Origin of the sequence: Pseudomonas sp. EYE_354 (assembly GCF_023148575.1) — a bacterium.
GTDB lineage: Bacteria > Pseudomonadota > Gammaproteobacteria > Pseudomonadales > Pseudomonadaceae > Aquipseudomonas.
In genome coordinates, this window is the sequence record NZ_JAHXNQ010000001.1 from 311,709 (window position 1) to 337,611 (window position 25,903).

The following is a 25,903-nucleotide window of genomic DNA, read 5'->3' on the forward strand; positions in this document are numbered from 1 at the left end:
ATAGCGACGGCCCATACCGTTTGACCCTAAAAAAAGCCAACACGGGTCAAGATCGCCTCAAAAGGGTGCGGTGGGGTTCGAGCTCCGACACAACAAGAGCAAAACTGGAGGTTTGAATGAAGGTATTGAAATCCACCCTGGCCATCGTTTCCGCGGCCGCTGTACTGGGTGTCAGTGGTTTCGCCCAAGCCGGCGCCACCCTGGACGCCGTGCAGAAGAAAGGCTTTGTGCAATGTGGCGTGAGTGACGGCCTGCCGGGTTTCTCGGTACCGGATGCCAGCGGCAAGATCCTGGGGATCGACGCTGACGTTTGCCGCGCTGTGGCCGCTGCTGTATTCGGCGACGCGACCAAGGTCAAGTTCAGCCAGTTGAACGCCAAGGAGCGTTTCACCGCGCTTCAGTCGGGCGAAGTCGACATTCTGTCCCGTAACACCACCATGACCAGCTCCCGTGATGCGGGCATGGGCCTGAAATTCCCGGGTTTCATTACCTACTACGACGGCATCGGTTTCCTGGTTAACAACAAGCTGGGCGTAAAAAGTGCCAAGGAACTGGACGGTGCAACCATCTGCATCCAGGCCGGTACCACCACTGAGCTGAACGTTTCCGACTACTTCCGTGGCAACGGTCTGAAATACACCCCGATCACCTTCGACACCTCCGATGAAAGCGCCAAGTCGCTGGAATCCGGTCGTTGCGACGTGCTGACCTCCGACAAATCCCAACTGTTCGCCCAGCGCAGCAAGTTGGCTTCGCCGAAGGACTACGTGGTACTGCCGGAAACCATTTCCAAGGAGCCGCTGGGCCCGGTCGTGCGTAATGGCGACGACGAGTGGCTGGCGATCGTGCGCTGGGTTGGCTACGCCATGCTCAACGCTGAAGAAGCCGGTATCACCTCTAAAAACGTTGAAGCTGAAGCCAAGTCCACCAAGAACCCGGACGTTGCACGTCTGCTCGGTGCCGACGGCGAATACGGCAAAGACCTGAAAGTGAAGAAAGACTGGGTCGTGCAGATCGTCAAGCAAGTGGGTAACTACGGCGAAGTGTTCGAGCGCAACCTCGGCAAGAGCACTCCGCTGGAAATCGACCGCGGCCTGAACGCGCTGTGGAACAACGGCGGCATTCAATACGCACCGCCTGTGCGCTGATCGCTGATGGTTCTGTCACCCGGTGGGCCAACCGCCGGGTGATGTTCTGTTCCATTCTTTCCGGGGCACTTCATGCAAAATCAAATCGGCGCACCAAAGCAGAAGCTCAGCTTCAGCGATCCCAAAGTGCGTGCGTGGCTCTTCCAGATCGTCACGATTGTGGCGGTGGTCTCGCTGGGCTGGTACCTCTTCCACAATACCCAGACCAACCTTCAGCACCGGGGCATTACCTCGGGTTTCGACTTTCTTGAGCGCAGTGCCGGCTTTGGCATCGCGCAGCATTTGATCGACTACACCGAATCGGACAGCTATGCCCGCGTCTTTCTGATCGGCTTGCTCAACACCTTGCTGGTGACCTTCATCGGCGTGATCCTGGCCACCTTGCTCGGCTTTATCGTCGGCGTGGCGCGCCTGTCGCCCAACTGGATGATCAACAAGCTGGCGACGGTGTACGTGGAAGTCTTCCGCAACATCCCGCCGCTGCTGCAAATCCTGTTCTGGTACTTCGCGGTGTTCCTGACCATGCCGGGGCCGCGCAACAGTCATAACTTCGGCGATACCTTCTTTGTCAGCAGCCGTGGCCTGAACATGCCCGCGGCGCTTGCCGCCGATGGGTTCTGGCCGTTTGTGGTCAGCGTGGTGGTAGCGATTGTGGCAACCGTGCTGATGGCGCGTTGGGCCAACAAGCGCTTTGAAGCCACCGGTGTTCCGTTCCATAAGTTCTGGGCGGGCCTGGCGTTGTTCATCGTGATCCCGGCCTTGTGCGCGTTGATCTTCGGCGCGCCACTGCACTGGGAAATGCCAAAACTGCAAGGCTTCAACTTTGTCGGCGGCTGGGTGTTGATCCCTGAACTGCTGGCGTTGACCCTGGCACTGACCGTATACACGGCGGCGTTCATCGCCGAGATCGTGCGTTCGGGCATCAAGTCCGTCAGCCACGGCCAGACCGAAGCCGCGCGCTCCCTGGGCCTGCGCAATGGGCCGACGCTGCGCAAGGTCATCATTCCGCAAGCCTTGCGGGTGATCATTCCGCCGCTGACCAGCCAATACCTGAACCTGGCGAAAAACTCGTCGTTGGCCGCCGGTATCGGTTACCCGGAAATGGTTTCGCTGTTTGCCGGTACGGTGCTCAACCAGACCGGCCAGGCCATCGAAGTCATTGCCATCACCATGAGCGTGTACCTGGCGATCAGCATCAGCATTTCCCTGCTGATGAACTGGTACAACAAGCGCATTGCGCTGATCGAGCGGTGAGGAAACGCACATGAGTTCTCATATTTTCAAACCGGATATGCCGCCGCCGAGCAAAGTGTTCGGCCCGGTGGCATGGATGCGCGCCAACCTGTTTTCCAGTTGGCTCAATACCCTGCTGACCCTGGTGTCGATCTACCTGGTGTACCTGGTGGTGCCGCCGATCCTGCATTGGGCCATCCTCGATGCGAACTGGGTGGGCACCACCCGCGCCGACTGCACCAAGGAAGGCGCCTGCTGGGTGTTTATTCAGCAGCGCTTCGGGCAGTTCATGTACGGCTACTTCCCCGTCGACCTGCGCTGGCGTGTAGACCTCACCGTGTGGCTGGCCATTGTGGGCGCGGCGCCGTTGTTCATCTCGCGTTTCCAGCACAAGGCGATCTACGGCCTGAGCTTTTTGGTGCTGTACCCGATCGTTGCCTACTTCCTGCTGCATGGCGGCATCTTCGGGCTGACCAACGTGGCTACCAGTCAATGGGGCGGCTTGATGCTGACCCTGGTGATCGCCACCGTCGGCATCGCCGGTGCATTGCCGCTGGGCATCGTGCTGGCGTTGGGACGGCGTTCGAACATGCCTGCGATTCGAGTGGTCTGCGTGACCTTCATCGAATTCTGGCGCGGCGTGCCGTTGATCACCGTGCTGTTCATGTCCTCGGTGATGCTGCCGCTGTTCCTGCCCGAAGGCATGAACTTCGACAAGCTGCTGCGGGCGCTGATCGGCGTGATCCTGTTCCAGTCGGCCTACGTGGCCGAAGTGGTACGCGGCGGCTTGCAGGCGATTCCTAAAGGTCAGTACGAAGCGGCCGCGGCGATGGGCCTGGGTTACTGGCGCAGCATGGGCCTGGTGATTCTGCCGCAGGCCCTGAAGCTGGTGATTCCGGGCATCGTCAACACGTTTATCGCGCTGTTCAAGGACACGAGCCTGGTGATCATCATCGGCCTGTTCGACCTGCTCAACAGCGTCAAGCAAGCTGCCGCCGACCCGAAATGGCTGGGCATGGCCACTGAAGGCTATGTGTTCGCCGCCCTGGTGTTCTGGATTTTCTGTTTTGGTATGTCGCGCTATTCCATGCATCTGGAACGCAAGCTCGACACAGGCCACAAGCGTTAGGAGTTCTTTTAATGAGCGAAGCAATCAAACAGCCTGTGAGCCCTGAAGGCATTATCCAGATGCAGGGCGTCAACAAGTGGTACGGCCAGTTCCACGTGTTGAAAGACATCAACCTCAACGTCAAGCAGGGCGAGCGTATCGTGCTGTGCGGGCCGTCGGGCTCGGGCAAGTCCACCACTATCCGCTGCCTCAACCGCCTGGAAGAGCACCAGCAGGGCCGCATCGTGGTCGATGGCGTGGAGCTCACCAACGACCTCAAGCAGATCGAAGCGATCCGTCGTGAAGTCGGCATGGTGTTCCAGCACTTCAACCTGTTCCCACACCTGACCATCCTGCAGAACTGCACGTTGGCGCCGATGTGGGTACGCAAGATGCCCAAGCGCAAGGCCGAAGAAATCGCCATGCATTACCTGGAGCGCGTGCGCATCCCGGAGCAGGCGCACAAGTTCCCTGGGCAACTGTCCGGCGGCCAGCAACAGCGTGTGGCGATTGCCCGTGCGCTGTGCATGAAACCAAAAATCATGCTGTTCGACGAACCGACCTCGGCGCTGGACCCGGAAATGGTGAAAGAGGTGCTGGACACCATGATCGGCCTGGCTGAAGACGGCATGACCATGCTGTGCGTGACCCACGAAATGGGCTTTGCCCGCACCGTGGCCAACCGCGTGATCTTCATGGACAAAGGCGAGATCGTTGAGCAGGCGGCGCCGAATGACTTCTTCGACAATCCGCAGAATGATCGGACCAAGCTGTTCTTGAGCCAGATTTTGCATTGATCGATGGTTGAAACAATAAACCCGGCCTGGCCGGGTTTATTTTTGTCTGTTCAATAGGTCTTGGGCGCCTCATGCCCTGTGTTCACGGTATGACTTGAGCCTGCGCAGGTCAGTGCCTTCGGCCAATGCCTTGTCTTTGTGGGCAACTCTGAATAGCCTGTAGGAAAATTCATCCTATGATTGGACGAAAGTGCAAAACCCATGACAGACATTGCCCCTCTGATCAAACGCTCCCTGGTTGACCAGGCTGTGGAGCAACTGCGTCTGCGTATCGCCGCAGGCGTGTGGGCGGTCGGTGAACGCCTGCCTACCGAACCCGAGTTGTGCGCCGAACTCGGCATCAGCCGCAATACCGTGCGTGAAGCCATGCGTGTGTTGGCCTTTTCCGGGTTGATTGAGGTCCGCCAGGGCGATGGCAGCTATTTGCGTTCGATGACTGATCCGCTGGGGGCGATGCGTGCGCTGTCCCATTGCACCTTGGAGCAGGCGCAGGAGACGCGGCAGATTCTTGAAGTGGAGGCCATCGGTCTGGCGGCGCTGCGGCGGACCGAGCAAGACCTGGAGCACCTGCGTGAGGCGCTGCAGGGTAGCGCCGCGCTGTATCACGGTGATCTGGAGGCCTATATCAGCGCAGACCTGGTGTTCCATAAACGCCTGGTCGACGCCGCGCATAACCCGGCGTTGAGTGAGCTGTACCACTATTTTTCCGCCATCGTCGCCGCGCAGTTGCGCCAGACCCTGAGCATTTCGCCACGTCGCCAGGCGGTGTTCGACCTGCATATCGCCCTGCTCGACGCCGTGGAACAGCAGGACCCGGAACGTGCCAAATCCCTTTGCCGGCAGTTGATCAATGAACCTTGAACCGCAACGCACCACTGAACTGCTGATCGACGCTGAAGCCGATGACGACGTGGTGCAGCAGACGCCGCCAACGGTAAACCGCCCGTGGTTGCTGTTACTGGGCCTGGTGCTGGTGGCGCTGAACCTGCGCCCGGCATTGTCGAGCCTGTCGCCCTTGCTCAGCGAGGTCTCCAGCAGCCTGGGATTGTCGGCCGCCAAGGCCGGCCTGCTGACCACGTTGCCGGTGCTGTGCCTGGGTTTGTTCGCGCCCACCGCACCGATCCTGGCGCGGCGCTTTGGGGCTGAACGGGTGGTGTTGGGCATCCTGCTGACGCTGGCCGCGGGGATCATCCTGCGCAGTGTGTCGGGGGAAGTGGGGTTGTTCCTCGGCAGCCTGATCGCCGGCGCGAGTATCGGCATTATCGGGGTATTGCTGCCGGGCATCGTCAAGCGGGATTTCGCCGGGCAGGCGGGCGCCATGACGGGGGTCTACACCATGGCGTTGTGCCTGGGCGCGGCGCTGGCGGCGGGGGCCGCGGTGCCTCTGAGTGACTACTTCGGCGATAGCTGGGCGATGGGACTGGGCTTCTGGATGCTGCCGGCGCTGGTGGCGGCGCTGTTCTGGTTGCCGCAGGTCGGGCAAAAACATGGTGCGCACCGAGTCGCTTATCGGGTGAAAGGGCTGTTGCGCGATCCGCTGGCCTGGCAGGTCACCCTCTATATGGGCCTGCAATCGTCCCTGGCCTACATCGTGTTCGGCTGGCTGCCGTCGATCCTGATCGGCCGTGGCCTGAGTGCCACTGAAGCCGGGCTGGCGCTGTCCGGTTCCATCATTGTGCAACTGCTCAGTTCCCTGGCCGCACCGTGGCTGGCCACGCGGGGTAGAGACCAGCGTTTGGCCATCGTGATCGTGATGTTGCTGACGCTGGGCGGCCTGTTCGGTTGCCTGTATGCGCCCCTCGACGGCTTGTGGGGCTGGGCGATTGTGCTCGGCCTGGGGCAGGGCGGTACTTTCAGCCTGGCGCTGACCCTGATCGTACTGCGCTCGCGCGACGCCCATGTGGCCGCGAACCTGTCGAGCATGGCCCAGGGCATCGGATACACCCTGGCCTCCATGGGGCCGCTGGCCGTGGGCCTGGTGCACGATTGGACCGGTGGGTGGGGCGCGACGGGCTGGATTTTCGCAGTGATCGGCGTGGCGGCCATGGTCGCCGGGGTTGGCGCGGGCCGTGCGCGGTACGTAGGCGTGAGCAGCGAAAAAGTCTAGCGCCGCCCCCGTGCCCCTAGCCCCGGTCATTTGCGTGGCGAATGTCAGTGGCGTTAGCGGCGCGGGCGGCTTATCGTGCGCCTACCTTTTTGACGCCAGCGGAGCCTGCCCATGAGCGATGCCCATAACGCCCTGATCACCCAGTTCTACACGGCCTTCCAGCGCCTGGACGCCGACGCGATGGCCGCCTGCTACACCGAGGATGTGGTGTTCAGCGACCCGGCCTTCGGTGAGTTGCGCGGGCGCGATGTCGGCGATATGTGGCGCATGCTGACCACGCGTGCCAAGGACTTCTCCCTGACGTTCGACAACGTGCGCAGCGATGATCGCAGCGGCGGTGCGCATTGGGTGGCCACCTACCTGTTCAGCGCCACCGGCAACACCGTGGTCAACGATATCCAGGCGCGGTTTGTGTTTCGCGACGGCAAGATCTGCGAACACCACGACAGCTTCGACCTGTGGCGCTGGTCGCGCCAGGCCTTGGGCACCAAAGGCCTGCTGCTGGGCTGGACACCGCTGGTGAAAAACGCTGTGCGCGCCCAGGCAAACAAAGGCTTGAAGGCATTTCAGGCCAGTCGTTGATAAGCTTGGCGCTCCTGCGGACTGTTGAATCTACCCGTGACTGATCCTGTTGAACCCAAGCCCTGGTACGTCTACCTGGTGCGTGCCGCCAATGGCTCGTTGTATTGCGGCATCAGCAATGACCCGGTGCGCCGGTTTGCCTCGCACCAGAGCGGCAAGGGCGCGCGGTTTTTCCTGTCCAGCCCGGCGGTGGCGCTGGTGTACACCGAAGTCTGCGCCAGCAAAGGCGAGGCGCTGCGCCAGGAGCGGTTGATCAAAAAATTGAAGAAGAGCGCCAAGGAGTGTCTGGCGGCCAGTGGTTCATTGATCTGACTGATGGGCGGCTATCACACCCACTGAGCCCGTTGCAGGCTAAGCTGCGGGTTCATTTGTCCAGTGGACCCCCAGCATGTCTGAGCTAATCCTGCACCACTACCCCACGTCCCCCTTCGCGGAAAAAGCGCGGCTGCTGCTGGGCTTCAAAGGCCTGTCCTGGCACTCGGTGCATATCTCGCCGGTGATGCCCAAGCCGGACCTGACTGCCCTCACCGGCGGCTACCGCAAGACCCCGGTGCTGCAAGTGGGTGCCGATATCTATTGCGACACCGCCCTGATCGCCCGCCGTCTGGAGCAGGAAAAATTCGCGCCGGCGCTGTTCCCGCTGGGCCAGGAAATGATCACCCAAACCTTCGCCACCTGGGCCGACAGCGTGGTGTTCGCCCACGCCGTGAGCCTGGTGTTCCAGCCTGAATCGGTGGCGGTGCGCTTCGGCAAATTGCCGCCGGAAGCGGTCAAGGCGTTTCTGGCCGACCGCGCCGCACTGTTCAGCGGGGGCACCGCCAGCAGGCTACCGGCCGAGTTGGCCAAGCACCAATGGCCGGCAATCATGGCGCGACTGGAGCAGCAATTGCAGCGTGAACCGGGAGACTTCCTGTTTGGTGAGCCGTCGATTGCCGATTTTTCCATGGCTCACCCGCTGTGGTTCCTCAAGGCGACGCCGGTGACGGCACCGTTAGTGGACGCCTATCCAGCCGTGTGCGCGTGGTTGGGGCGTGTGTTGGGGTTCGGCCACGGCACGTCCAGCCAAATGAGCGCGGAACAGGCATTGGAGATCGCGCGCAACGCTACGCCAGCTGCGCTGCCGGATGAGGTGTTCGAGGACTTGAATGGCTTCCAGCCCGGCCAGCAGGTGGCCATTGCCGCCACCGATTACGGCACCGATGCGGTCGCGGGGGAGTTGCTCTTTGCCGGGCGCGAAGAGCTGATCCTGCGCCGCACCGACGCGCGAGCGGGCACCGTGCATGTGCATTTTCCGCGCTTCGGTTTCCGCATCCAGGCGCACTGATTAAAAATAATTTGCACATAAACGTGAGGTAAACCGGCGGCCCATCCGTGTAGTGCTTGAAACTGCGATTTATTCGCATTAACAGCGTTTTCTACACGGGTTCTCACAGCATGAAGTCGATGGCGGGCGGTTTGGTTAAACAGTGGCTGGGAGCCTCGGTATTGGTGGTGTCGGGGCTAGCGTTGCTGCCGTTGTGCGTGGCACAGGCGCAAGAGCAGCAAAGTGCCCAGTTCAATTTTGCCCTGGCCGCCAAGCCGCTGCCCCAGGCCCTGAGCGACTTCAGCCGGGTGACCGGCATCAGCGTGATCTACACCGACGAAGCGCCCTACGGCCTCAACGCCCCGGCAGTCAGCGGGCAGATGAGCGCCACGGCGGCCTTGCAACGCCTGCTGGGCGACTCCGGCTTCACGTTCCGCCAAATCGATGCCCGCACATTGGCCCTGGAGCCGCTACCCACCGATGGCGCGCTCAACCTCGGCGCCACCACCATCAGCGGCATCGGCCAAACCCAGGACAGCACCAGCTACCAGCCGCCGCCCACCAGTTCGGTGATGCGCTCCCGTGCGCTGCTGATCGAAACCCCGCAAACCGTCAACGTGGTGCCGGCCCAGGTACTGCGCGACCAGACCCCGCGCAACCTGGATGACGCCCTGGGCAACATCAGTGGCATTACCCAGGCCAACACCTTGGCCAGCACCCAGGACGCCGTGATGTTGCGTGGCTTTGGCGATAACCGTAACGGCTCGATCATGCGCGACGGCATGCCGGTGGTGCAGGGCCGCGCATTGAACGCCACGGCTGAGCGCGTCGAAGTGCTCAAAGGCCCGTCCTCGCTGCTGTATGGCATCCAGGATCCGGGCGGTGTGGTGAATATCGTCAGTAAAAAGCCCGAATTGACCCAATCCACGTCCCTGACCGTGCGCGGCTCGACCTTTGGCGACGGCAAGAACGGCAGTGGCGGTGGTCTTGACACCACCGGGCCGATCGGTGATTCGGGCCTGGCCTATCGCCTGATCGTCGACCATGAAGACGAAGACTACTGGCGCAACTTCGGCACCCATCGCGAAACCTTGGTAGCGCCGTCCCTGGCCTGGTACGGCGACAGCACCCGGTTGCTGTTCGCTTATGAACACCGCGAGTTTCTCGCGCCGTTCGACCGTGGTACCGCTATCGACAAGTCCAACCACCCGTTGGACATCCCGTCCACCCGGCGCCTGGATGAGCCGTTCAACGACATGGAAGGCCGTTCCGACCTGTACCGTTTCGAAGCCGACCACGATTTGAATGACGACTGGAAAGCCCACTTCGGCTACAGCTGGAACCGCGAAACCTATGACGCCAGCCAAGTGCGCGTCAGTGCGGTGAACACCAACGGCACCCTGACCCGCAGGATGGACGGCACCAAGGGGGCGATCAGCACCGACCGGTTCGCAACCGCCAGCCTGGAAGGCAAGGTCAACGTACTGGGCCTGCAACATGACCTGGTCTTCGGTTTGGACGACGAGTACCGCAAGATCTACCGCGCCGACCTGATTCGCCAGGCCTCGCGCACCACCTTCAACTACAACAACCCGGTGTACGGCAACGAAGTGGCGGGCACCACCGTCAGCGCCGCCGACAGCGCCCAGACCGACCTGTTGCGCAGCGACTCGCTGTTCTTCCAGGATGCGATTCACCTGACCGACCAGTGGATCTTTGTCGCTGGCGCGCGTTACCAGATGTATGACCAGTACGCCGGCAAGGGCGTGCCGTTCAAGGCCAACACCGATGGCAATGGCCAGGCCTGGGTGCCGCGCGCGGGTCTGGTGTATCGCTACACCGATGAACTGTCGTTCTACGGCAGCTACACCGAGTCGTTCAAACCCAACTCCACCATCGCCGCCCTGGCCGATGGCAGCACCCTGACCGGCGACCTGACGCCGGAGGAATCCAAGTCGTGGGAACTGGGCGCCAAGCTCGACATTCCGGGACGCATCACCGCCAGCGCGGCGCTGTTCACTATCGACAAGCGCAATGTGCTTGTATCGGTCGGTTCCGGCGCCAATACGGTCTACAGCATCGCCGGCCAAGTGCGTTCGCGAGGCCTGGAACTGGACGCCAGCGGGCAGTTGACCGACCAGTGGAGCGTGATTGGCAGCTACGCCTTCACCGACGCGCAAGACGTCAAGGACGAGGACCCGACCCTGCAAGGCAACCGCCTGCAAAACGTGGCCAAGCACACCGGCTCGCTGTCGGCGGTGTATGACTTCGGCAACGTGTTTGGCGGCGACCAACTGCGGGTGGGCGCCGGTGCCCGTTATGTCGGCGAGCGCGCCGGTGATGCGGCCAATGACTTCAATCTGCCGGGCTACACGGTGGCGGATGCGTTCGCCACCTACGACACCAAGATCGAAGGGCAGAAGGTCAAATTCCAGCTCAACGTGAAGAACCTGTTTGACCGCACCTACTACACCTCTGCGGCAAGTCGGTTCTTTGTGTCCGTTGGCGATGCGCGGCAGGTGTCGCTGTCCAGCACGCTGCAATTCTGATCATCGGCTTGTGGTGGTGGGTTGATCGCCCTGGCGAACGGGCTGTCCACCCACAACCGCTGCGCTCGCCACAGGGGGAGGGAGCTGTTAGCGTTGCCGGCAATGACAGTTCTGCGGAAAACGTGACGGATGCACTTTGGACGATGGCTACACCTGTTGTGCGTAAGCGTTTTGCTGGGCGGGTGTGCGAGTGTCTCGCCGACCTCCACCCCGATCACCCTCGACCGTCTCATGGCCGACCCGGCCCTTAACGGCGCCACCGTCTCGCTGATGGTGCGCGACGCCCGCAGCGGCAACACCCTCTATCAGCACAACCCGCGTACGCGGTTGGTGCCGGCCTCCAACCTCAAGTTACTGACCACCGCCGCGGCGATGGATGTGCTGGGGCCGCAGTACCGATTTTCCACTCAACTGCTGAGCAACGGCACCCAGCAAGGCGAGCGTTTGAGCGGCAATCTTTACCTGCGCGGCCTGGGCGACCCGACCACGCAGTTTGCCGATTACCAGGCACTGGCCGCACAGCTGGCGAGCCAGGGCGTGCGTCTGGTGCAAGGTGATCTGGTGTTTGACGACACCTGGTTCGACGCCGAACGTCTGGGCGTGGACTGGGCCCAGGACGACGAAAGCACCTATTACGGCGCGCAGATTTCTGCACTGACGGTGTCGCCCAATGCCGATTTTGATGCCGGTACGCTGATCGTCACGGCCAACGCGCCGCAGACGCCCGGCCAGCCGGTGAGCGTCGTCGTGAGCCCTGCTACCGATTATGTCCAACTGAGCAACCACGCGGTCAGCGGCCCTGGCAATACCTATGGCCTCACCCGCCAGCATGGCACCAATCTGCTGCAACTGACCGGCGCGTTGGCGCCGGGCAAGCACAGCCGGCAGTGGGTGAGCGTGTGGGAGCCGACGCAACTGGTGGCGAATCTGTTTGAGCAGGCGCTGGCGCAGCAGGGCATCAAGGTCGCGGGCCGACGGGTGATCGGCGGTGCGACGCCGGCCACGACCACGGTGTTGGCAGAGCACCAGTCGGCGCCGTTGCAGGCATTGATCACGCCGCTGCTGAAACTCTCGAACAACAACATGTCCGAAGCCCTGCTCAAGGCCATGGGGCGCAAGACCGCGAATGCGGGCACGGCGCAGGCGGGTGTCGCGGCCGTGGCGGACTTCACCAAACGTCAGGGGATGGACCCGGCCACACTGATCCAGGTGGACGGTTCGGGGTTGTCGCGGCGCAATCTGCTGTCGGCGCAGAACCTGACCGACCTGCTGCTGGCCACGGCCAAGCAGCCGTGGTTCGACGCCTGGTACAACGCCCTGCCGATCGCCGGCAACCCGGACCGCATGAGCGGTGGCAGCCTGCGCTATCGCCTGCGCGGTACACCGGCGCAAAACAACCTGCATGCCAAGACCGGCTCGATGGCCGGGGTGTCATCGTTGAGCGGTTATATCACCGACGCCGAGGGGCGGCGCCTGGTGTTTTCGATGGTCAGCAACAACTATCTGGGCGATGCCGCGCCGATCCGCGCCCTGGAAAATCGCCTGGCCGTGGCCCTGACGCAATGGCACGACTGATTCAGGGCTGATAGCCCATACGCCAACTCACCGACCGGGTCGCCGCCAGCAAACGCTGCGCCGCCGGGCCATTTTCATTGGCATGGAACAGCGAGGTGGGGCCGACCACCGTCATCACCGCTGCGACCTGCCCGACGGCGTTGAACACGGGTGCCGATAACGCGTCCACACCCGGCATCAACAGGCCGTGGACAAAGTGCAGGCCACGGCTGCGGATCTGTTCGCAGGTGCTGGCGTAGGTCGCGTCGTCCGCCAGAGCGTGGGCGATGCCGGCCTGGATCTCGCGCTCACGCAGCTCCACGGTTTCCCGCGAGGGCAGGAACGCGCTGAACACCAGCCCGGTGGACGAGCTGAGCAACGGCAATACGGAGCCCAATTGCGTCACCACCGTGACCGCGCGCACCGCCGGTTCTATGTGCACCACGGTTGCGCCCTGATTGCCCCAGACCGCCAGAAAACAGGTTTCATTCAACTCATCGCGCAGCTCGGCCAGGGGCAGGGCGCCGACTTTGAGCACGTCCATGCTGCCCAGCGCCGCCAGGCCTACGCGCAACGCCTCGCGGCCCAGGCCGTAATGGTTGGTGGCGGGGTTCTGTTCGGCAAACCCCGAGGCAATCAACGCCTGCAGGTAACGATGCACCTTGCTCGCCGGCATCTGCACGTGGTCGGCCAGGCGCGACAACGAAGTGGCCGGCGACAGTTCGGCCAGGGCCTTGAGGATATCGGTGCCCACTTCGGCCGAGCGGACTTTCTGTTTACCGGTGTCGCGGGGCTTTTCCATGGAGGGGCGAGGATCCGAGAGATGAATGGGCGTCTTTATAGCTTGACGGTCGATAGTGATCAAATTACGTTATGCGTAACTCAATTACGATAAAAACAACTTCCGTACAGAGGATGATCCATGCACCTCGAATACTTGTCGGGCTTTGGTAATGAATTGGCCAGCGAAGCCCTGCCCGGCGCGCTGCCGGTTGGCCAGAACTCTCCGCAAAAAGCGCCCTACGGGCTGTATACCGAGCTGTTCTCCGGCACCGCTTTCACCATGGCGCGCAGCGAAGCCCGGCGCACCTGGCTGTACCGCATTCAGCCGTCGGCCAACCATCCGGCGTTTATCAAGCTTGAGCGGCAACTGGCCGGTGGGCCGTTGGGGGCCGTGACGCCCAATCGGCTGCGCTGGAACCCGCTGGATATTCCGAGCGAGCCGACCGACTTTATCGAAGGTCTGGTCGCCATGGCTGCCAACTCAACGGCGGAAAAACCGTCAGGCATCAGCCTCTATCACTACGGCGCCAACCGTTCCATGGAGCGCGTGTTCTTCAACGCCGACGGCGAATTGTTGATCGTGCCTGAGCAAGGCCGCCTGCGCATCGCCACCGAACTTGGCGTGCTGGACGTCGAACCGCTGGAAATCGTCGTGCTGCCCCGTGGCCTCAAGTTCCGTGTCGAGCTGCTCGATGCCGAGGCCCGCGGCTACGTCGCCGAGAACCATGGCGCCCCATTGCGCCTGCCGGACCTGGGCCCGATCGGCAGCAATGGCCTGGCCAACCCGCGCGACTTCCTCACGCCGGTCGCCCATTACGAACACCTGCAACAACCGACCACGCTGGTACAGAAGTTCCTCGGTGAGCTGTGGGCCTGCGAGCTCGATCACTCGCCGCTCAACGTGGTGGCCTGGCACGGCAATAACGTGCCGTACAAATATGACCTGCGCCGCTTCAACACCCTGGGCACCGTGAGCTTCGACCATCCGGACCCGTCGATCTTCACCGTCTTGACCTCGCCCACCAGCACCCACGGCCTGGCCAACCTCGACTTCGTGATCTTCCCGCCGCGCTGGATGGTGGCCGAGAACACCTTCCGGCCGCCTTGGTTCCATCGCAACCTGATGAACGAATACATGGGCCTGATCCAGGGTGCCTACGACGCCAAGGCCGAAGGTTTCCTGCCCGGCGGCGCCTCGCTGCACAGTTGCATGAGCGCCCATGGCCCGGACGGCGAGACCTGCACCAAGGCCATTAACGCGGACCTGGCGCCGCACAAGATCGACAACACCATGGCGTTCATGTTCGAGACCAGCCAAGTGCTGCGCCCCACGCGGTTCGCCCTGGACTGTGCGCAACTGCAACCCACTTACGACGCGTGTTGGGCCTCGCTGCCCGCCACCTTCAACCCGAACCGGAGATAACCCATGACTCAGCCCACTTCCGCCCGCAGCTGGGTCGCCAGCGCCAATGGTCACGCGGATTTCCCGCTGCAGAACCTGCCGCTGGGCGTGTTCAGCATCAACGGTTCGGCACCGTGCAGTGGCGTGGCCATTGGTGATTACATCCTCGACTTGCACGCTGCGTTGGATACGTTTGACGGTGAGGCCCGGCGCGCGGTTGAAGCCACTGCTGGCGGCCAGTTGAACGCATTTTTCGAACTGGGCCGCGGGCCTCGGGTTGCCTTGCGTGAACGCCTGCTGGCACTGCTTGCCGAAGGGAGCCCGTTGCAAGCGCGCGAGGCGCAGGTGCTGCACCGTGCCGCCGATTGCCAACTGCATGTGCCGGCGCGCATCAATGACTACACCGACTTCTACGTCGGTATCGAACACGCACAAAACGTCGGCAAACTGTTCCGCCCCGACAACCCCTTGCTGCCCAACTACAAGTACGTGCCCATCGGCTACCACGGCCGAGCGTCGACCATTCGTGCCTCCGGTGCCGAGGTGCGTCGACCCAAAGGTCAGACCCTGCCGGCCGGCCAGACCGAACCGACCTTCGGCCCCTGCGCCCGCCTGGATTACGAACTGGAATTGGGCATCTGGATCGGCCAGGGCAATGCCATGGGCGATTCGATCGCCATCGGCGACGCAGCCGAGCATATCGCCGGTTTCTGCCTGCTCAACGATTGGTCGGCGCGGGATATTCAGGCGTGGGAATACCAGCCGCTGGGGCCGTTTTTGTCGAAAAGCTTCATCACCACCATCTCGCCGTGGGTGATCACGGCCGAGGCCCTGGCGCCATTCCGCAAGGCCCAACCGGCACGCCCCGAGGGCGACCCGCAACCGCTGCCGTACCTGCTCGATAAGCGTGACCAGGCGGCTGGCGCACTGGATATCGAACTGGAGGTGCTGCTGACCACCGCCGCGATGCGCGAACAACAGCTGCCGGCCCATCGCCTGGCCCTGAGCAACAGCCTGCATATGTACTGGACCGTGGCGCAGTTGGTGGCCCATCACAGCGTCAATGGTTGCCAGTTGCAGGCCGGTGATCTGTTCGGTTCCGGCACCTTGTCCGGGCCCGAGGTCGGGCAGTTCGGCAGCCTGCTGGAGATGACCGAAGGCGGTAAAAAGGTGATCGAGCTGCCTTCCGGTGAAGTGCGCAGGTTCCTTGAAGACGGCGACGAAATCATCCTGCGCGCCCGCTGCAAGCGCGAAGGTTTTGCCTCCATCGGCTTCGGCGAATGCCGCGGCACTGTCACTGCGGCACGTTAAGAGGGCGGGGTGATGGAACTCTATACCTACTACCGTTCCACAGCGTCGTACCGAGTGCGCATCGCCCTGGCCCTCAAGGGCCTGGCGTTCACGGCGGTGCCTGTGAACCTGCTGGTACCGGCGGGCGGCGCCAATCGTCAGCCGGCTTACCTGGCGATCAACCCGCAAGGCCGCGTGCCGGCCTTGCGCACCGATGACGGCGAGCTGTTGATTCAGTCACCGGCGATCATCGAGTACCTGGAAGAACGTTATCCACAGGTGCCGCTGCTCTCCAGCGACAGGGTTACCCGTGCCCATGAACGCGCGGTGGCCTCGATCATCGCCTGCGATATTCATCCGCTGCACAACTCCAGCACCCAAAACCTGCTGCGCCAATGGGGGCACGACGAGGCAAAGGTGCTGGAATGGATCGGGCATTGGATCAGCCAGGGCCTGGGCGCGGTGGAGCAGTTGATTGGCGACGGCGGTTTTTGCTTTGGCGAACAGCCGGGGCTGGCGGACGCGTTTCTGATCCCGCAGGTGTATGCGGCGCAGCGCTTCAAGGTGCCGTTGACGGCGTACCCGCGTATTGAGCGGGTTGTGGCGCTGGCGGCGCAGCATCCGGCGTTTGTGCAGGCCCATCCTGCCAACCAGCCGGACACACCGGCGGCGTAGCAGCAGGCTCCGGCGCCCAATAGCACTGTGCTCAGTGCACCACTGAGTTCGGCGGCAGGTGGCCCAGCCGCTCGGCCAGGCGCAGGCGCTGGATCGGGTCTTCGCTGAGCAGCAGCGCGTGCTCCAGATCGAAGCGTTCGGCGTTGGGGCAATCCAGGCGTTGGTACAGGCTGGCCCGCGCCAGGTAGTCGGCGGCATTGGCATGGCCCAGTTCCAGTACGCGCTCGGCGTCGATCAGGGCGGCCAAGGGGTTGTCATTGGAGAGGTGCAACTGGCGCAGGTTGCGCGACAGCCGTTGCAGGATCGAGCGTGGCTCGGCCGTCAGCAGGTGGTCGGCCTGCAACTTGAGGTTGGGGCCGTATTGGCGTTGCAGCAGTTCACGGCAGTCGCTGGGGTACAGACGCCGGCCGCCGCAAGGGTCCAGCAGGTGATCGGCGCCGGGCACCCGCAGCAGGAAATGCCCGGGGAAATTCACGCCGACCAGGGGGATGTCCAAGCGTCGCGCCAGCTCCATGGCAATCAGCCCCAGGGCCAGGGGTTGTCCGCGTTTGCGTTGCAACACCTTGTCCAGCAAGGCGGCGGCGGGGCGCAGTGGGGTGAAATCATCCTGGGCAAAGCCCTGGTCGTTCATGCACCGCAGCAGCGGTTGGCCCAGCTCATCAGCCGGCAGCATCGGCATGCTCACGCTGACCCGTTGTTGCAGCGCGCTCAGGTTTTGCAGGATTTCCAGCGGCTGCACGGTCGCGTCGTGCTCGGCGGCGATCCAGAGCGCCGCTTCGAACAGCGCCGGGGGCGAACGTTGCAAACAGGCGAAAAAGGCTTGGCGGGGCTTCATTGCATTCTCCGACGTATGCCCCGTTTTAGCCTTGCTGTGAATGTTCGTCCAGTGCCTTGAGCGATATCCCACGCGCTTATGTCGCAAGCCCCGCAAAATCGGGCGGCTTATTCCAGCGTACTTCGGCAGTTTTCTGCCGCCAGCCTATACTTGGCGACACAAGAAAGTGATCCGGGAGCTTGACGATGTTTGCTCTCATGCACAGCACCCGCCTTGAATCGCTGCACCTGAGCGTCGACCCGGTCACGGGGCTCAAGGCGATCATCGCCATCCATAACAGCCGCCTGGGGCCCGCCTTGGGCGGCTGTCGCTATATCGCCTATCCCGACGACGAAAGCGCCGTGGCGGATGCTGCGCGGCTGGCCCAGGGCATGAGCTACAAGGCAGCCCTGGCCGGGCTGCCGGTGGGTGGCGGCACGGCGGTGATCCTGCGGCCCGCCCACGTGGAAAACCGCGCGGCGTTGTTTGAAGCGTTTGGACGGTGTGTCGAGCAACTCGACGGCCGCTACATCACCGCCATCGACAGCGGCACCTCGGTGGCGGACATGGATTGCATCGCCCAGCACACCCGCTTCGTCACCAGCACCACGGCTGCCGGCGACCCTTCGCCCCATGCCGCCATGGGCGTGTTCGCCGGTATTCGCACCACCGCCATGGCCCGCCTGGGCAGCGACAACCTCGAAGGCCTGCGCGTGGCGATCCAGGGCCTGGGCAACGTGGGCTACGCCCTGGCCGAACAACTGCACGCCGCCGGGGCTGAACTGCTGGTCAGCGACATCGACCATGGCAAGGTGCAACTGGCCATGGAACAGCTTGGCGCACACCCCATCGCCAACGACGCCCTGCTCAGCACCCCCTGTGACATCCTTGCACCCTGCGGCCTGGGTGCCGTGTTCAACCGTACCAGCGTCGGTCAACTGCGCTGCGCTGCCGTGGCCGGCTCCGCCAGCGCGCAGTTGACCAACCTGCAAGTGGCCGATCAATTGGAAGCACGCGGTATCCTCTATGCCCCGGATTACGTGATCAACTCCGGCGGTCTGATCTATGTCGCCCTCAAACACAGCGGCGCCGAACTGGCGACCATCACCGCGCACCTGTCCAACATCGGCATGCGCCTGACCGAAATCTACGCCCATGCCCAAGCCGAAAAACGTTCCCCCGCGCGGGTGGCGGACGAACTGGCCGAGCGATTGCTTTACCGATGAGCAGACATTAAAAAGGCCCTGAATCGGTGATTCAGGGCCTGTTCAATTCGGGCTTTATTCCGCCGCCGGGTTCAGCAACTCGGACAACGCGTCCGGCTGGCTCTTGAACGCCTTGGCAAATACATCGCGGTTCTTCGCCATGTAGATCCCGGCTTCTTCCACCTGCTGCTCGCTCAGGGACGGCACGGCTTTTTGTAACACTTCTGCGAGCAACTCAGCGAGTTCAAGCATCTTGTCATGACGGTCAGCTTCGGCTTTATCCATGAACAAACGCTCCAGATCTCGGCTGCTGCGGTATACCACTTCGACGGCCATTCACCACCTCACATGCCTTCACGATAGTTGTCTTTTGCGACTACTGTATTTATATACAGCTAAAAGGGTAAGCCAAACCGTGGGGTTTGGGTAGCAGTTTTTTAATGTAGCCGGTAAATACAGGTTTGCAGTGCCTCATGTCACCCCGCCATCATCTTATACGCGCCTCTGGCCTTTTTTCTGCATGCAGAACAACCGTCACGTCCAACCCGCATTATCCGGTCGAACCGACCTAAGGAAGTACCTTCGTGAAAATCAACTGGGCCGAAAAGCTGCGCCAGCAAGTCCATGGGCTGGCCGAGTCGCTGGGCAATCTGTTTGTGGAGTCGTTCCACTACCTGGCGCTGTTTGCCATTGGTGCGGTCACCGCCTGGGCGGCGGTGATGGAATTTCTGGGGATGCTGGAGAACGGACACATCAAGATCGATGACATCTTGCTGCTGTTCATCTACCTGGAACTGGGCGCCATGGTCGGGATTTACTTCAAGACCAACCACATGCCGGTACGCTTTCTGATCTACGTGGCGATCACCGCGTTGACGCGCTTGTTGATCTCCAACGTGTCGCACCACAACCCGCCCGACCTCGGCATCATCTACCTGTGCGGTGGGATTCTGCTGCTGGCGTTTGCGATTCTGGTGGTGCGTTACGCCTCGTCGGCGTTCCCCTCGGTGAAGGTCGAAGGCCCGCGTCGCAAGGGCGAGGCGAGCCTGGAAACCGAGAAGGGCGAGCTTTAAAGCCCGACGCTCAAGGGCAGGGTGCGGCTGGGCGGCCGTTGCAACAATTTGTGATTGTCGTCGCCATCGGTCATCACGGCCAGGATCTCCATGGCGCTGTGCCCCTGCTCGATGGCAATGCCGAATTGGATGCTCTGCACCAGGCGCTTGAGCCGTTGCGGGTCGTTGCGTTGTTCGGCGCTGATCATGCGCTTGGCCACCACGCCATCGGCATTGGACAGGGTGAGCATGATGCTTCCGTCCAGCCGTTGAATACTCAGATTGACCCGATATTTCGGGGTGAAGGTGTCCGTGATGATCTGAAAAGGGTTGTCCATGGTGCGTTACCGCCTGATAAGAACATGCAGTCATTGACGACCGGTATCGGGATTAGTTCGCATCTCCTGACCGCCGGCCACTTCGTCTTTGAGGGTTTACAAATTCCGTTTGCCTCATGGGCTGTACAGCAAGTGCCGTGCCGTACCACGATCTGACCGACGACGTGACATCAATGTGGAAGATGGCCAGCGCTCGATAACGGTGTGTCAGCCAATAAATGCTCGACTGAAAGCCCGCTAAGGGGCGCAAACTCCTGCGGCCATTGTTCTGGGGTGTTCTTGAGATCGGTGATCCGTTTCAGGGCAATACGCGCAAAACGATCGCAGACAGCGCAGCCGATCAGCACTCCACCCAGTTCACCGCCAAGCCGCCCCGTGAGGTCTCTTTGTATTTGTCATGCATGTCGGCGCCGGTGTCGCGCATGGTGCGGATCACCCGGTCCAGGGAAATGAAGTGCTTGCCGTCGCCGCGCAGGGCCATCTGCGTGGCGTTGATCGCCTTGACCGCGGCGATGGCGTTGCGCTCGATGCACGGCACTTGCACCAGGCCGCCGACCGGGTCGCAGGTCAGGCCGAGGTTGTGCTCCAGGCCAATTTCTGCGGCATTTTCCAGGTGCTCCGGGGTGGCGCCGAGGATGTCTGCGAGCCCGGCGGCCGCCATCGCACAGGCCGAGCCGACTTCACCCTGACAACCCACTTCAGCGCCGGAGATCGAGGCGTTTTTCTTGCACAGGATGCCGACGGCAGCGGCGGCGAGGAAGAAATTGACCACGTCGTCATCGCACGCATCGGCGTTGAATTTCATGTAGTAGTGCAGCACCGCTGGAATGATTCCCGCCGCGCCGTTGGTGGGCGCTGTCACCATGCGCCCGCCGGCGGCGTTTTCTTCGTTGACGGCGAGGGCGAACAGGTTGACCCATTCCATGGCCGACAAGGTCGAGGTGATCACATTCGGTTTGCCGATTTCCAACAGGCTGCGGTGCAGTTTCGCCGCGCGCCGTGGCACGCCCAGCCCGCCCGGCAAGATGCCTTCATCACGCAGGCCTTGCTCCACGCACTCGCGCATCACTGACCAGATATGCAACAGGCCGCTGCGGATTTCTTCGTCGCTGCGCCAGGCACGTTCGTTGGCCATCATCAGTTGCGAAACCCGCAGGCCGTGTTTATTGCACAGGGTCAGCAGTTCGACGGCGCTGGAAAAGTCATACGGCAACTGCACATCGCTGTCCGGCGCGACGCCGGACGCGGCTTCGGCCGCGTCGATGATGAAACCGCCGCCCACCGAGTAGTACGTCTGCTCGCTGAGCAAGCCGCTATCGCCATAGGCGTGCAGGGACATGGCGTTGGGGTGGTAGGGCAGGCTTGCGTCCAGCAGCAGGAGGTCGGTGTGCCAGTTGAAGGCAATGTCCTGTTGGCCGCCCAGCAACAGCCGGCCTGATTCGCGCAGGTGCTGGACGCGTGTGTCGATAGAGGTGGGGTCGATGCGGTCTGGCCATTCGCCCATCAGGCCCATGACGCAGGCGCGGTCGGTGGCGTGACCGACGCCTGTGGCGGACAGCGAGCCGTATAAACGCACTTCTACCCGTCGAGTGTCGCCCAGCAATTGCTGGTCGCTCAGGGCGCTGGCAAAGGTCGCCGCCGCCCGCATCGGGCCGACGGTATGGGAGCTGGAGGGGCCGATGCCCACCTTGAATAGATCAAAAACACTGATAGCCATGCTAAAGCCTCACAAGCAATGGAGTAGGAATCGCTGCCATTTTTTGTAGAGCGAGCGCAATTGGGCGATATTGGACCGGTGGATCGACGCTGACCAACGACTTATCCTAAGTCACTCTTTAGCAGGACTAAACTCTATGCCCCGACCTCTTCATGGCCAGACGTATGTCTGGCTGCACGTGTTTTCCTGCGCCGCACGGCATCTGTCGTTCACCCGTTGCGCCGAAGAACTGCACATCACGCCGGGGGCGGTGAGCCAGCAAATACGTCAATTGGAGGAGCGATTGGGCTTGCGCCTGTTCCATCGACGGGCGCGGGGTGTGGAGCTGAGTGCCGAGGGGCAACGGTTGGCGGCAACGGTGGGCGAGGCCTACGGCAGCATCGATGCGCAGTTGCAGCGGCTCGACGCGGGAATGATCAGCGGCACCTTGCGCCTGCGCTCGATTCCGTCCTTTCTGGGCAAGTGGCTGACCCCTAGATTGCCGCGCTTGCAGCAACGCTTTCCGGACATCCAGTTGCGCATGGTCGCCGAGGACAGCAGCGTTGCGCTGCATGAGGGCGACTTCGACCTGGCGATCGATCTCAACGACGGCAGCTACCCCGGCCTGTTATCCACGGCCCTGTTGGATGAGCAGATCTTCCCCGTGTGCGCGCCGAGCCTGCTGCGCGGTCGCCCTCCATTGCATGGCCCGGCCGACCTTTCGCATTTCCCGCTGCTGCACGACATCACCGCCTGGCGTGGGAGTTATGAGTATGCCGAGTGGGAGTTTTACCTGAATGCCATCGGCTACCATGACGCCGACGTGCGCCGCGGGCACACCTTCAACCGCAATCACCTGACCATCGAAGCGGCGATCGCCGGCATGGGCGTGGCGATTGCACGCCGTACCTTGCTCAACGATGAACTGGAGCGCGGCACCTTGATCGTGCCGTTTGGCCTCGCTGTGCCCAACCATAAACGTTATGTGCTGCTGTATGCGCCGGGCGCGCTTAACCATCCGGGCGTGCGGGCGGTGCATGACTGGCTGGTGGAGGAAGCGCGGATTTTTCGCGGTTTGCACCCCTTGGCAGAGGGGCAATTGTAAGGTTTGCGGGGCGTAAGAAGATGTAACCAACTCCCCACCCTAACAGCGTTTTTGCTTGTCGTCAGGCTTAATTTGTAATGTAGGATTTATCTTTGCAAAGGGGTTGAATTGTTCCTCTGGCTGCTCAATTGTGTAATCAAGAGGTCATGGTTTCACCGTCCCGGTGCCGCAGTTGTGACCTCTAGCGAGCTAGCTGAAATAAGGGAAGAACTATGCAAATCCAAGTCAATAGCGATAACCATATTGAAAGCAGCATCCGACTGGAGGAGTGGGTACGTACTACCATTGAGAGCACGCTCGAACGTTATGAAGAGGACCTGACCCGCGTTGAGGTTTACCTGCGGGATGAGAACGGCGACAAGCCCGGTCCCCACGATTTAAGTTGCCGCCTGGAAGCACGGCCAAAGGGCCATCAAGCGATCTCGGTCCTGCACAAGGCCGATACCCTGGAGCAGGCGATTGACGGCGCAGCCACCAAGCTGGACCACGCGCTGGAACATCTGTTTGGCAAACTGCAAGGCAAGCCTCGCGCTGCCGGGAAAAATCAGCCCATCAACAAAGTGAATGAAGACGCGCTGGAAGAGGAATTCCTGGAAAACGAAAACGCTGTGATCAACGGCTGACCGCTTTTTCACTCCCTACAAACGGGCCTGCAGATGCAGGCCCGTTTTCGTTCAGGGGCGTGGGAAAAAGTACCCGCGCGCCAGCGCCAGCCCGCCCGCTCCCAGCGCTGTGCGATAGACGCGTTGGTGGCCGGCACCCCGTCTTGCCTGGCGGGGAACTGATCAGAACGCGATGGACGTCTGCACATACAGCGTGCGCGGCTCACCCACGTATTTGCCCTTGTTGTTGTCGTCGAACGAGCGCGTGAAGTACTGCTTGTTGAGGATGTTCTTCACGCCCACCGCCACATTCAAGTCCGACAGCTGCGGGCCGAAGTCGTAGGCGGCGCGGCTGCTGAACAGCATGTAGCCGGGGATGCGCCCGTTGGCACCGTCGGCGCTCTCAGCCCTGGTGTTGGCGTTATCGGCGAACTGGCTGCTCTGGTAGCTGCTGTCCAGATTGAGCTTCCAGCGGCCTTCGGTGTAACCCACGCCGAGGGTGCCTTTGTGCTTGGACGAGAAGGGCACGCGGTTGCCTTTGTTCGGGCCGTCTTCGCGGATGGTCGCGTCAACGTAGGCGTAGCTGGCGTACACATCAAAGCCCGCCAATGCCGGGCTCAAGCCGTCGAGCGCATAGTTGACGCTGGTCTCGATGCCTTGATGGCGGGTCTCGCCACGGGCGATCACCGAGTCATTGGTCTGGTTGCTCTCGTACTGGTTGTCGAAATTGATCAGGAACGCGCCGATTTCTGCACGCAGGGTGCCGTCGTCGTATCGCGTGCCCAGTTCCCAGGTGCGGGCTTTCTCCGGTTTCACTTCGCCACTGGTCACGCGGTTAGGCATCTGGCTGTACTGCACGCTGCCGAACGAACCTTCGGTGTTGGCGTAGAGGTTCCAGTCGTCCGTCAGGTGGTACAGCACGTTCAAGGCGGGCAGGGCGGTGTTGTAATCGCCTTTGTATTTGACGTTGCTCAGGTTGTTGGTCTGCTGGGACTCGATCATCTCGTAGCGAATGCCCGGCGTGATGGTCCACTTGCCGATATCAATACGGTCGTCGACGAAGAACGCATTGGCTTCGGTGCCGCCACGGGTGTCGCGGTCGTTGCGGCTGTCAGTCGTGGGGATTTGCTGGTTGTTTGCCGAAATTGGCGTGCGGTAGCGCAGTTCGTGCCCGGCCTCGTTGATGTAGCGGTAGCCCACACCGACTTCATGGCTGGTCGACCCCACGTCAAAGCCTTGGGCAAAGCGGGTTTCCAGGCCGCGCACCCAATACTCGCGGGGCGACAGCGAGAGGAATGTGCCCTGGTCCAGGTAGCCGCTGCGCAGGGTTTTGGTGAAGAAACTGTTGACGGTGAATTCGCGGCGGTCCTGTTCATAGCGATAGCCGACGTTGAACATCGTGCGGCGGCCCCAGAACTTGTCGTAGGGCCGGGTGGACTGGTAAGGGTCGGCTTTGTAGTCCGCCACATTCAAGCCGCCGGGCATATCAGCCTGGCCTTCGTAGTACTGCGCCATGGCGTTGAAGCTGTTGGCGTCGTCGAGCTGGTATTTGCCCTTGAGGATCAAATCATCGATGCGCGTGTCGCTGCGCTCGCGCCAGTCGCCGCCACGGGTGCCGGAGTACAGAATCGCACCACCCAGGCCATTGTCGGCCGTACCGCCGGCCAACAGGTTACCGGTGGTCTTGAAGCCGTCATGGCTGGAGGATGGGCTGGTTTCAGTCTGCAGGCCGCCTTTGACGGTGGGGGCATCCGGAATCGCACGGGTCACAAAGTTGACCACGCCACCGACGTTCTGCGGGCCATAACGCACGGCGCCGCCGCCGCGAACCACGTCTACGGCATCCATGTTGCCCATGCTGATCGGCGCGAAGGACAACTGCGGCTGGCCGTACGGCGCGAAGGGCACCGGGATGCCGTCCATCAGTACCGTGGAGCGCGAGGCCAGGCGCGGGTTGAGGCCGCGAATGCCGAAGTTCAGTGCCATGTCGTGGCTGCCGGTGCCGTTGTTGTCCGGGGCGTTGACGCCGGGGATGCGGTTGAGCACGTCCCGGGCCTGGGTGGCGCCCTGGCGTTCGAATGCTTCGCGACGGATCACATCGCGGGCGCCGGGGTGTTCGAACACATTGGTTTGCGCGGCATCGCCGAGCCAGTCGCCGACCACGCTGGACGTGGCCAGCTCGACCGCGGCAGGCGCGTTTGCCGGCTGCAGGCTGTAAGCGTTGTCGCCTTCGGCGCGGGCTTGCAGGCCGGTGCCTTCCAGCAGTTTTTGCAGGCCTTCGGCGGCGCTGTAATTGCCGGACAACCCACGGCTTTGCAGGCCGGCCGTGACGTCGGAGCCGAAGGAAATCAACACGCCAGCTTCGCGGCCGAACTGGTTCAGGGCGGCCTCGAGGGTGGTGGGCGCAATGTGATAGGGCTTGGCATCGGCCGCCATCACAGGCGGCAGTACCGCGAAACTGAGGCTGGCGCCCAGTAACAGTTGGCGCAAGGTGCGGGCGATGAGGGTCGGCTGCTGGGGCATGAAGAGCGGTCCTGAGAAGGAAGGGTCAAGGTGGCTT

24 protein-coding genes are annotated in these 25,903 nt (G+C 62.1%); 18 read left to right on the plus strand and 6 right to left on the minus strand.

The features are described 5' to 3' along the window. Positions 1–116 precede the first annotated feature (116 nt). The 11 genes from KZX66_RS01510 to dacB all read left to right on the plus strand — a co-directional run bounded on the left by KZX66_RS01510 (position 117) and on the right by dacB (position 12,402). The gene (locus tag KZX66_RS01510) at positions 117–1,148 is read left to right on the plus strand and encodes an amino acid ABC transporter substrate-binding protein (protein WP_017526224.1); all 1,032 of its coding nucleotides are present in this window, start codon (positions 117–119) and stop codon (positions 1,146–1,148) included. 72 nt (positions 1,149–1,220) lie between these two features. Beyond that, complete coding sequence (locus KZX66_RS01515; protein ID WP_248075469.1) at positions 1,221–2,402, plus strand: amino acid ABC transporter permease; 1,182 nt, start codon at positions 1,221–1,223, stop codon at positions 2,400–2,402. Positions 2,403–2,412: 10 nt separating this feature from the next. Beyond that, a complete protein-coding gene (locus tag KZX66_RS01520; protein ID WP_248075471.1) occupies positions 2,413–3,510 on the plus strand; it encodes an amino acid ABC transporter permease in 1,098 nt (365 codons plus the stop codon). An 11-nt stretch (positions 3,511–3,521) separates the two neighbouring features. Further along, positions 3,522–4,286, plus strand: coding sequence for an amino acid ABC transporter ATP-binding protein (locus KZX66_RS01525; protein WP_003171943.1), 765 nt, complete (start codon positions 3,522–3,524; stop codon positions 4,284–4,286). Between the two features lie 201 nt (positions 4,287–4,487). After that, positions 4,488–5,147 carry a FadR/GntR family transcriptional regulator gene (locus KZX66_RS01530; protein WP_248075473.1) on the plus strand — a complete coding sequence of 220 codons (660 nt, stop codon included), beginning with the start codon at positions 4,488–4,490 and terminating at the stop codon, positions 5,145–5,147. Next, positions 5,137–6,393 carry a CynX/NimT family MFS transporter gene (locus tag KZX66_RS01535; RefSeq protein WP_248075474.1) on the plus strand — a complete coding sequence of 419 codons (1,257 nt, stop codon included), beginning with the start codon at positions 5,137–5,139 and terminating at the stop codon, positions 6,391–6,393. The genes KZX66_RS01530 and KZX66_RS01535 overlap by 11 nt, the downstream gene beginning before the upstream one ends. Positions 6,394–6,504: 111 nt before the next feature. Then, entirely contained in the window at positions 6,505–6,975 is a 471-nt protein-coding gene (locus tag KZX66_RS01540) for a nuclear transport factor 2 family protein (protein WP_248075476.1), read from the plus strand. A gap of 36 nt (positions 6,976–7,011) precedes the next feature. Then, the gene (locus KZX66_RS01545; RefSeq protein ID WP_248075478.1) at positions 7,012–7,287 is read left to right on the plus strand and encodes a GIY-YIG nuclease family protein; all 276 of its coding nucleotides are present in this window, start codon (positions 7,012–7,014) and stop codon (positions 7,285–7,287) included. Between the two features lie 76 nt (positions 7,288–7,363). Continuing rightward, complete coding sequence (locus KZX66_RS01550; protein WP_248075480.1) at positions 7,364–8,299, plus strand: glutathione S-transferase family protein; 936 nt, start codon at positions 7,364–7,366, stop codon at positions 8,297–8,299. Positions 8,300–8,409: 110 nt separating this feature from the next. Continuing rightward, positions 8,410–10,827 (plus strand): TonB-dependent receptor, encoded by a 2,418-nt coding sequence (locus KZX66_RS01555; RefSeq protein WP_248075482.1) that lies wholly within the window; start codon positions 8,410–8,412, stop codon positions 10,825–10,827. Positions 10,828–10,956: 129 nt separating this feature from the next. Beyond that, complete coding sequence (dacB, locus tag KZX66_RS01560; protein WP_248075484.1) at positions 10,957–12,402, plus strand: D-alanyl-D-alanine carboxypeptidase/D-alanyl-D-alanine-endopeptidase; 1,446 nt, start codon at positions 10,957–10,959, stop codon at positions 12,400–12,402. Position 12,403: 1 nt separating this feature from the next. Here dacB and KZX66_RS01565 read toward each other — a convergent pair whose 3' ends face one another. After that, positions 12,404–13,183, minus strand: a complete 780-nt coding sequence (locus KZX66_RS01565; RefSeq protein WP_248075487.1) for an IclR family transcriptional regulator — start codon at positions 13,181–13,183, stop codon at positions 12,404–12,406. Between the two features lie 120 nt (positions 13,184–13,303). On the opposite strand from KZX66_RS01565, the gene hmgA reads away from it, so the two are divergent. The 3 genes from hmgA to maiA are packed head-to-tail and all read left to right on the plus strand — an operon-like array spanning position 13,304 to position 16,531. Further along, the gene (gene hmgA / locus KZX66_RS01570; protein WP_248075489.1) at positions 13,304–14,587 is read left to right on the plus strand and encodes a homogentisate 1,2-dioxygenase; all 1,284 of its coding nucleotides are present in this window, start codon (positions 13,304–13,306) and stop codon (positions 14,585–14,587) included. A gap of 3 nt (positions 14,588–14,590) precedes the next feature. Next, positions 14,591–15,877, plus strand: coding sequence for a fumarylacetoacetase (gene fahA / locus KZX66_RS01575; RefSeq protein WP_248075491.1), 1,287 nt, complete (start codon positions 14,591–14,593; stop codon positions 15,875–15,877). A 12-nt stretch (positions 15,878–15,889) separates the two neighbouring features. Next, complete coding sequence (gene maiA / locus KZX66_RS01580; RefSeq protein WP_248075493.1) at positions 15,890–16,531, plus strand: maleylacetoacetate isomerase; 642 nt, start codon at positions 15,890–15,892, stop codon at positions 16,529–16,531. 31 nt (positions 16,532–16,562) lie between these two features. Here the strand turns inward: maiA and KZX66_RS01585 are convergent, their stop codons facing one another. Then, on the minus strand, positions 16,563–17,366 hold the full coding sequence (locus KZX66_RS01585; protein WP_248075495.1) for a transglutaminase family protein: 804 nt from the start codon (positions 17,364–17,366) through the stop codon (positions 16,563–16,565). Between the two features lie 185 nt (positions 17,367–17,551). Between KZX66_RS01585 and KZX66_RS01590 the strand changes: the two genes are divergently transcribed. Further along, a complete protein-coding gene (locus KZX66_RS01590) occupies positions 17,552–18,571 on the plus strand; it encodes a Glu/Leu/Phe/Val dehydrogenase dimerization domain-containing protein (protein ID WP_248075498.1) in 1,020 nt (339 codons plus the stop codon). A 54-nt stretch (positions 18,572–18,625) separates the two neighbouring features. On the opposite strand, the gene KZX66_RS01595 is transcribed toward KZX66_RS01590, so the two are convergent. Beyond that, entirely contained in the window at positions 18,626–18,886 is a 261-nt protein-coding gene (locus KZX66_RS01595) for a YebG family protein (protein ID WP_003188807.1), read from the minus strand. A gap of 248 nt (positions 18,887–19,134) precedes the next feature. Here KZX66_RS01595 and KZX66_RS01600 point away from each other — a divergent pair, with 248 nt between their 5' ends. Continuing rightward, positions 19,135–19,623, plus strand: coding sequence for a phosphate-starvation-inducible PsiE family protein (locus tag KZX66_RS01600; protein ID WP_017526243.1), 489 nt, complete (start codon positions 19,135–19,137; stop codon positions 19,621–19,623). Here KZX66_RS01600 and KZX66_RS01605 read toward each other — a convergent pair. Together KZX66_RS01605 and KZX66_RS01610 are read right to left on the minus strand one after the other, a co-directional pair. Next, positions 19,620–19,940, minus strand: a complete 321-nt coding sequence (locus KZX66_RS01605; protein ID WP_248075500.1) for a DUF3509 domain-containing protein — start codon at positions 19,938–19,940, stop codon at positions 19,620–19,622. The genes KZX66_RS01600 and KZX66_RS01605 overlap by 4 nt on opposite strands. A gap of 340 nt (positions 19,941–20,280) precedes the next feature. Beyond that, positions 20,281–21,657: an L-serine ammonia-lyase gene (locus KZX66_RS01610; protein ID WP_248075501.1), complete on the minus strand. Its 1,377-nt coding sequence runs from the start codon at positions 21,655–21,657 to the stop codon at positions 20,281–20,283. 136 nt (positions 21,658–21,793) lie between these two features. On the opposite strand from KZX66_RS01610, the gene KZX66_RS01615 reads away from it, so the two are divergent. Together KZX66_RS01615 and KZX66_RS01620 are read left to right on the plus strand one after the other, a co-directional pair. Further along, positions 21,794–22,741, plus strand: a complete 948-nt coding sequence (locus KZX66_RS01615; RefSeq protein ID WP_248075503.1) for a LysR substrate-binding domain-containing protein — start codon at positions 21,794–21,796, stop codon at positions 22,739–22,741. Positions 22,742–22,953: 212 nt separating this feature from the next. Further along, positions 22,954–23,364 carry an HPF/RaiA family ribosome-associated protein gene (locus KZX66_RS01620; protein ID WP_017526248.1) on the plus strand — a complete coding sequence of 137 codons (411 nt, stop codon included), beginning with the start codon at positions 22,954–22,956 and terminating at the stop codon, positions 23,362–23,364. Between the two features lie 162 nt (positions 23,365–23,526). Here the strand turns inward: KZX66_RS01620 and fecA are convergent, their stop codons facing one another. After that, positions 23,527–25,866 (minus strand): TonB-dependent Fe(3+) dicitrate receptor FecA, encoded by a 2,340-nt coding sequence (gene fecA, locus KZX66_RS01625; RefSeq protein WP_248075505.1) that lies wholly within the window; start codon positions 25,864–25,866, stop codon positions 23,527–23,529. Positions 25,867–25,903 lie beyond the last annotated feature (37 nt).

Coding starts and splice junctions, on each gene's coding strand:
- KZX66_RS01510 (WP_017526224.1), top strand. CDS start 117: ATGAAGGTATTGAAATCCACCCTGGCCATCGTTTCCGCGGCCGCTGTA.
- KZX66_RS01515 (WP_248075469.1), top strand. CDS start 1,221: ATGCAAAATCAAATCGGCGCACCAAAGCAGAAGCTCAGCTTCAGCGAT.
- KZX66_RS01520 (WP_248075471.1), top strand. CDS start 2,413: ATGAGTTCTCATATTTTCAAACCGGATATGCCGCCGCCGAGCAAAGTG.
- KZX66_RS01525 (WP_003171943.1), top strand. CDS start 3,522: ATGAGCGAAGCAATCAAACAGCCTGTGAGCCCTGAAGGCATTATCCAG.
- KZX66_RS01530 (WP_248075473.1), top strand. CDS start 4,488: ATGACAGACATTGCCCCTCTGATCAAACGCTCCCTGGTTGACCAGGCT.
- KZX66_RS01535 (WP_248075474.1), top strand. CDS start 5,137: ATGAACCTTGAACCGCAACGCACCACTGAACTGCTGATCGACGCTGAA.
- KZX66_RS01540 (WP_248075476.1), top strand. CDS start 6,505: ATGAGCGATGCCCATAACGCCCTGATCACCCAGTTCTACACGGCCTTC.
- KZX66_RS01550 (WP_248075480.1), top strand. CDS start 7,364: ATGTCTGAGCTAATCCTGCACCACTACCCCACGTCCCCCTTCGCGGAA.
- KZX66_RS01555 (WP_248075482.1), top strand. CDS start 8,410: ATGAAGTCGATGGCGGGCGGTTTGGTTAAACAGTGGCTGGGAGCCTCG.
- dacB (WP_248075484.1), top strand. CDS start 10,957: ATGCACTTTGGACGATGGCTACACCTGTTGTGCGTAAGCGTTTTGCTG.
- KZX66_RS01565 (WP_248075487.1), bottom strand. CDS start 13,183: ATGGAAAAGCCCCGCGACACCGGTAAACAGAAAGTCCGCTCGGCCGAA.
- hmgA (WP_248075489.1), top strand. CDS start 13,304: ATGCACCTCGAATACTTGTCGGGCTTTGGTAATGAATTGGCCAGCGAA.
- fahA (WP_248075491.1), top strand. CDS start 14,591: ATGACTCAGCCCACTTCCGCCCGCAGCTGGGTCGCCAGCGCCAATGGT.
- maiA (WP_248075493.1), top strand. CDS start 15,890: ATGGAACTCTATACCTACTACCGTTCCACAGCGTCGTACCGAGTGCGC.
- KZX66_RS01585 (WP_248075495.1), bottom strand. CDS start 17,366: ATGAAGCCCCGCCAAGCCTTTTTCGCCTGTTTGCAACGTTCGCCCCCG.
- KZX66_RS01590 (WP_248075498.1), top strand. CDS start 17,552: ATGTTTGCTCTCATGCACAGCACCCGCCTTGAATCGCTGCACCTGAGC.
- KZX66_RS01595 (WP_003188807.1), bottom strand. CDS start 18,886: ATGGCCGTCGAAGTGGTATACCGCAGCAGCCGAGATCTGGAGCGTTTG.
- KZX66_RS01605 (WP_248075500.1), bottom strand. CDS start 19,940: ATGGACAACCCTTTTCAGATCATCACGGACACCTTCACCCCGAAATAT.
- KZX66_RS01610 (WP_248075501.1), bottom strand. CDS start 21,657: ATGGCTATCAGTGTTTTTGATCTATTCAAGGTGGGCATCGGCCCCTCC.
- KZX66_RS01615 (WP_248075503.1), top strand. CDS start 21,794: ATGCCCCGACCTCTTCATGGCCAGACGTATGTCTGGCTGCACGTGTTT.
- KZX66_RS01620 (WP_017526248.1), top strand. CDS start 22,954: ATGCAAATCCAAGTCAATAGCGATAACCATATTGAAAGCAGCATCCGA.
- fecA (WP_248075505.1), bottom strand. CDS start 25,866: ATGCCCCAGCAGCCGACCCTCATCGCCCGCACCTTGCGCCAACTGTTA.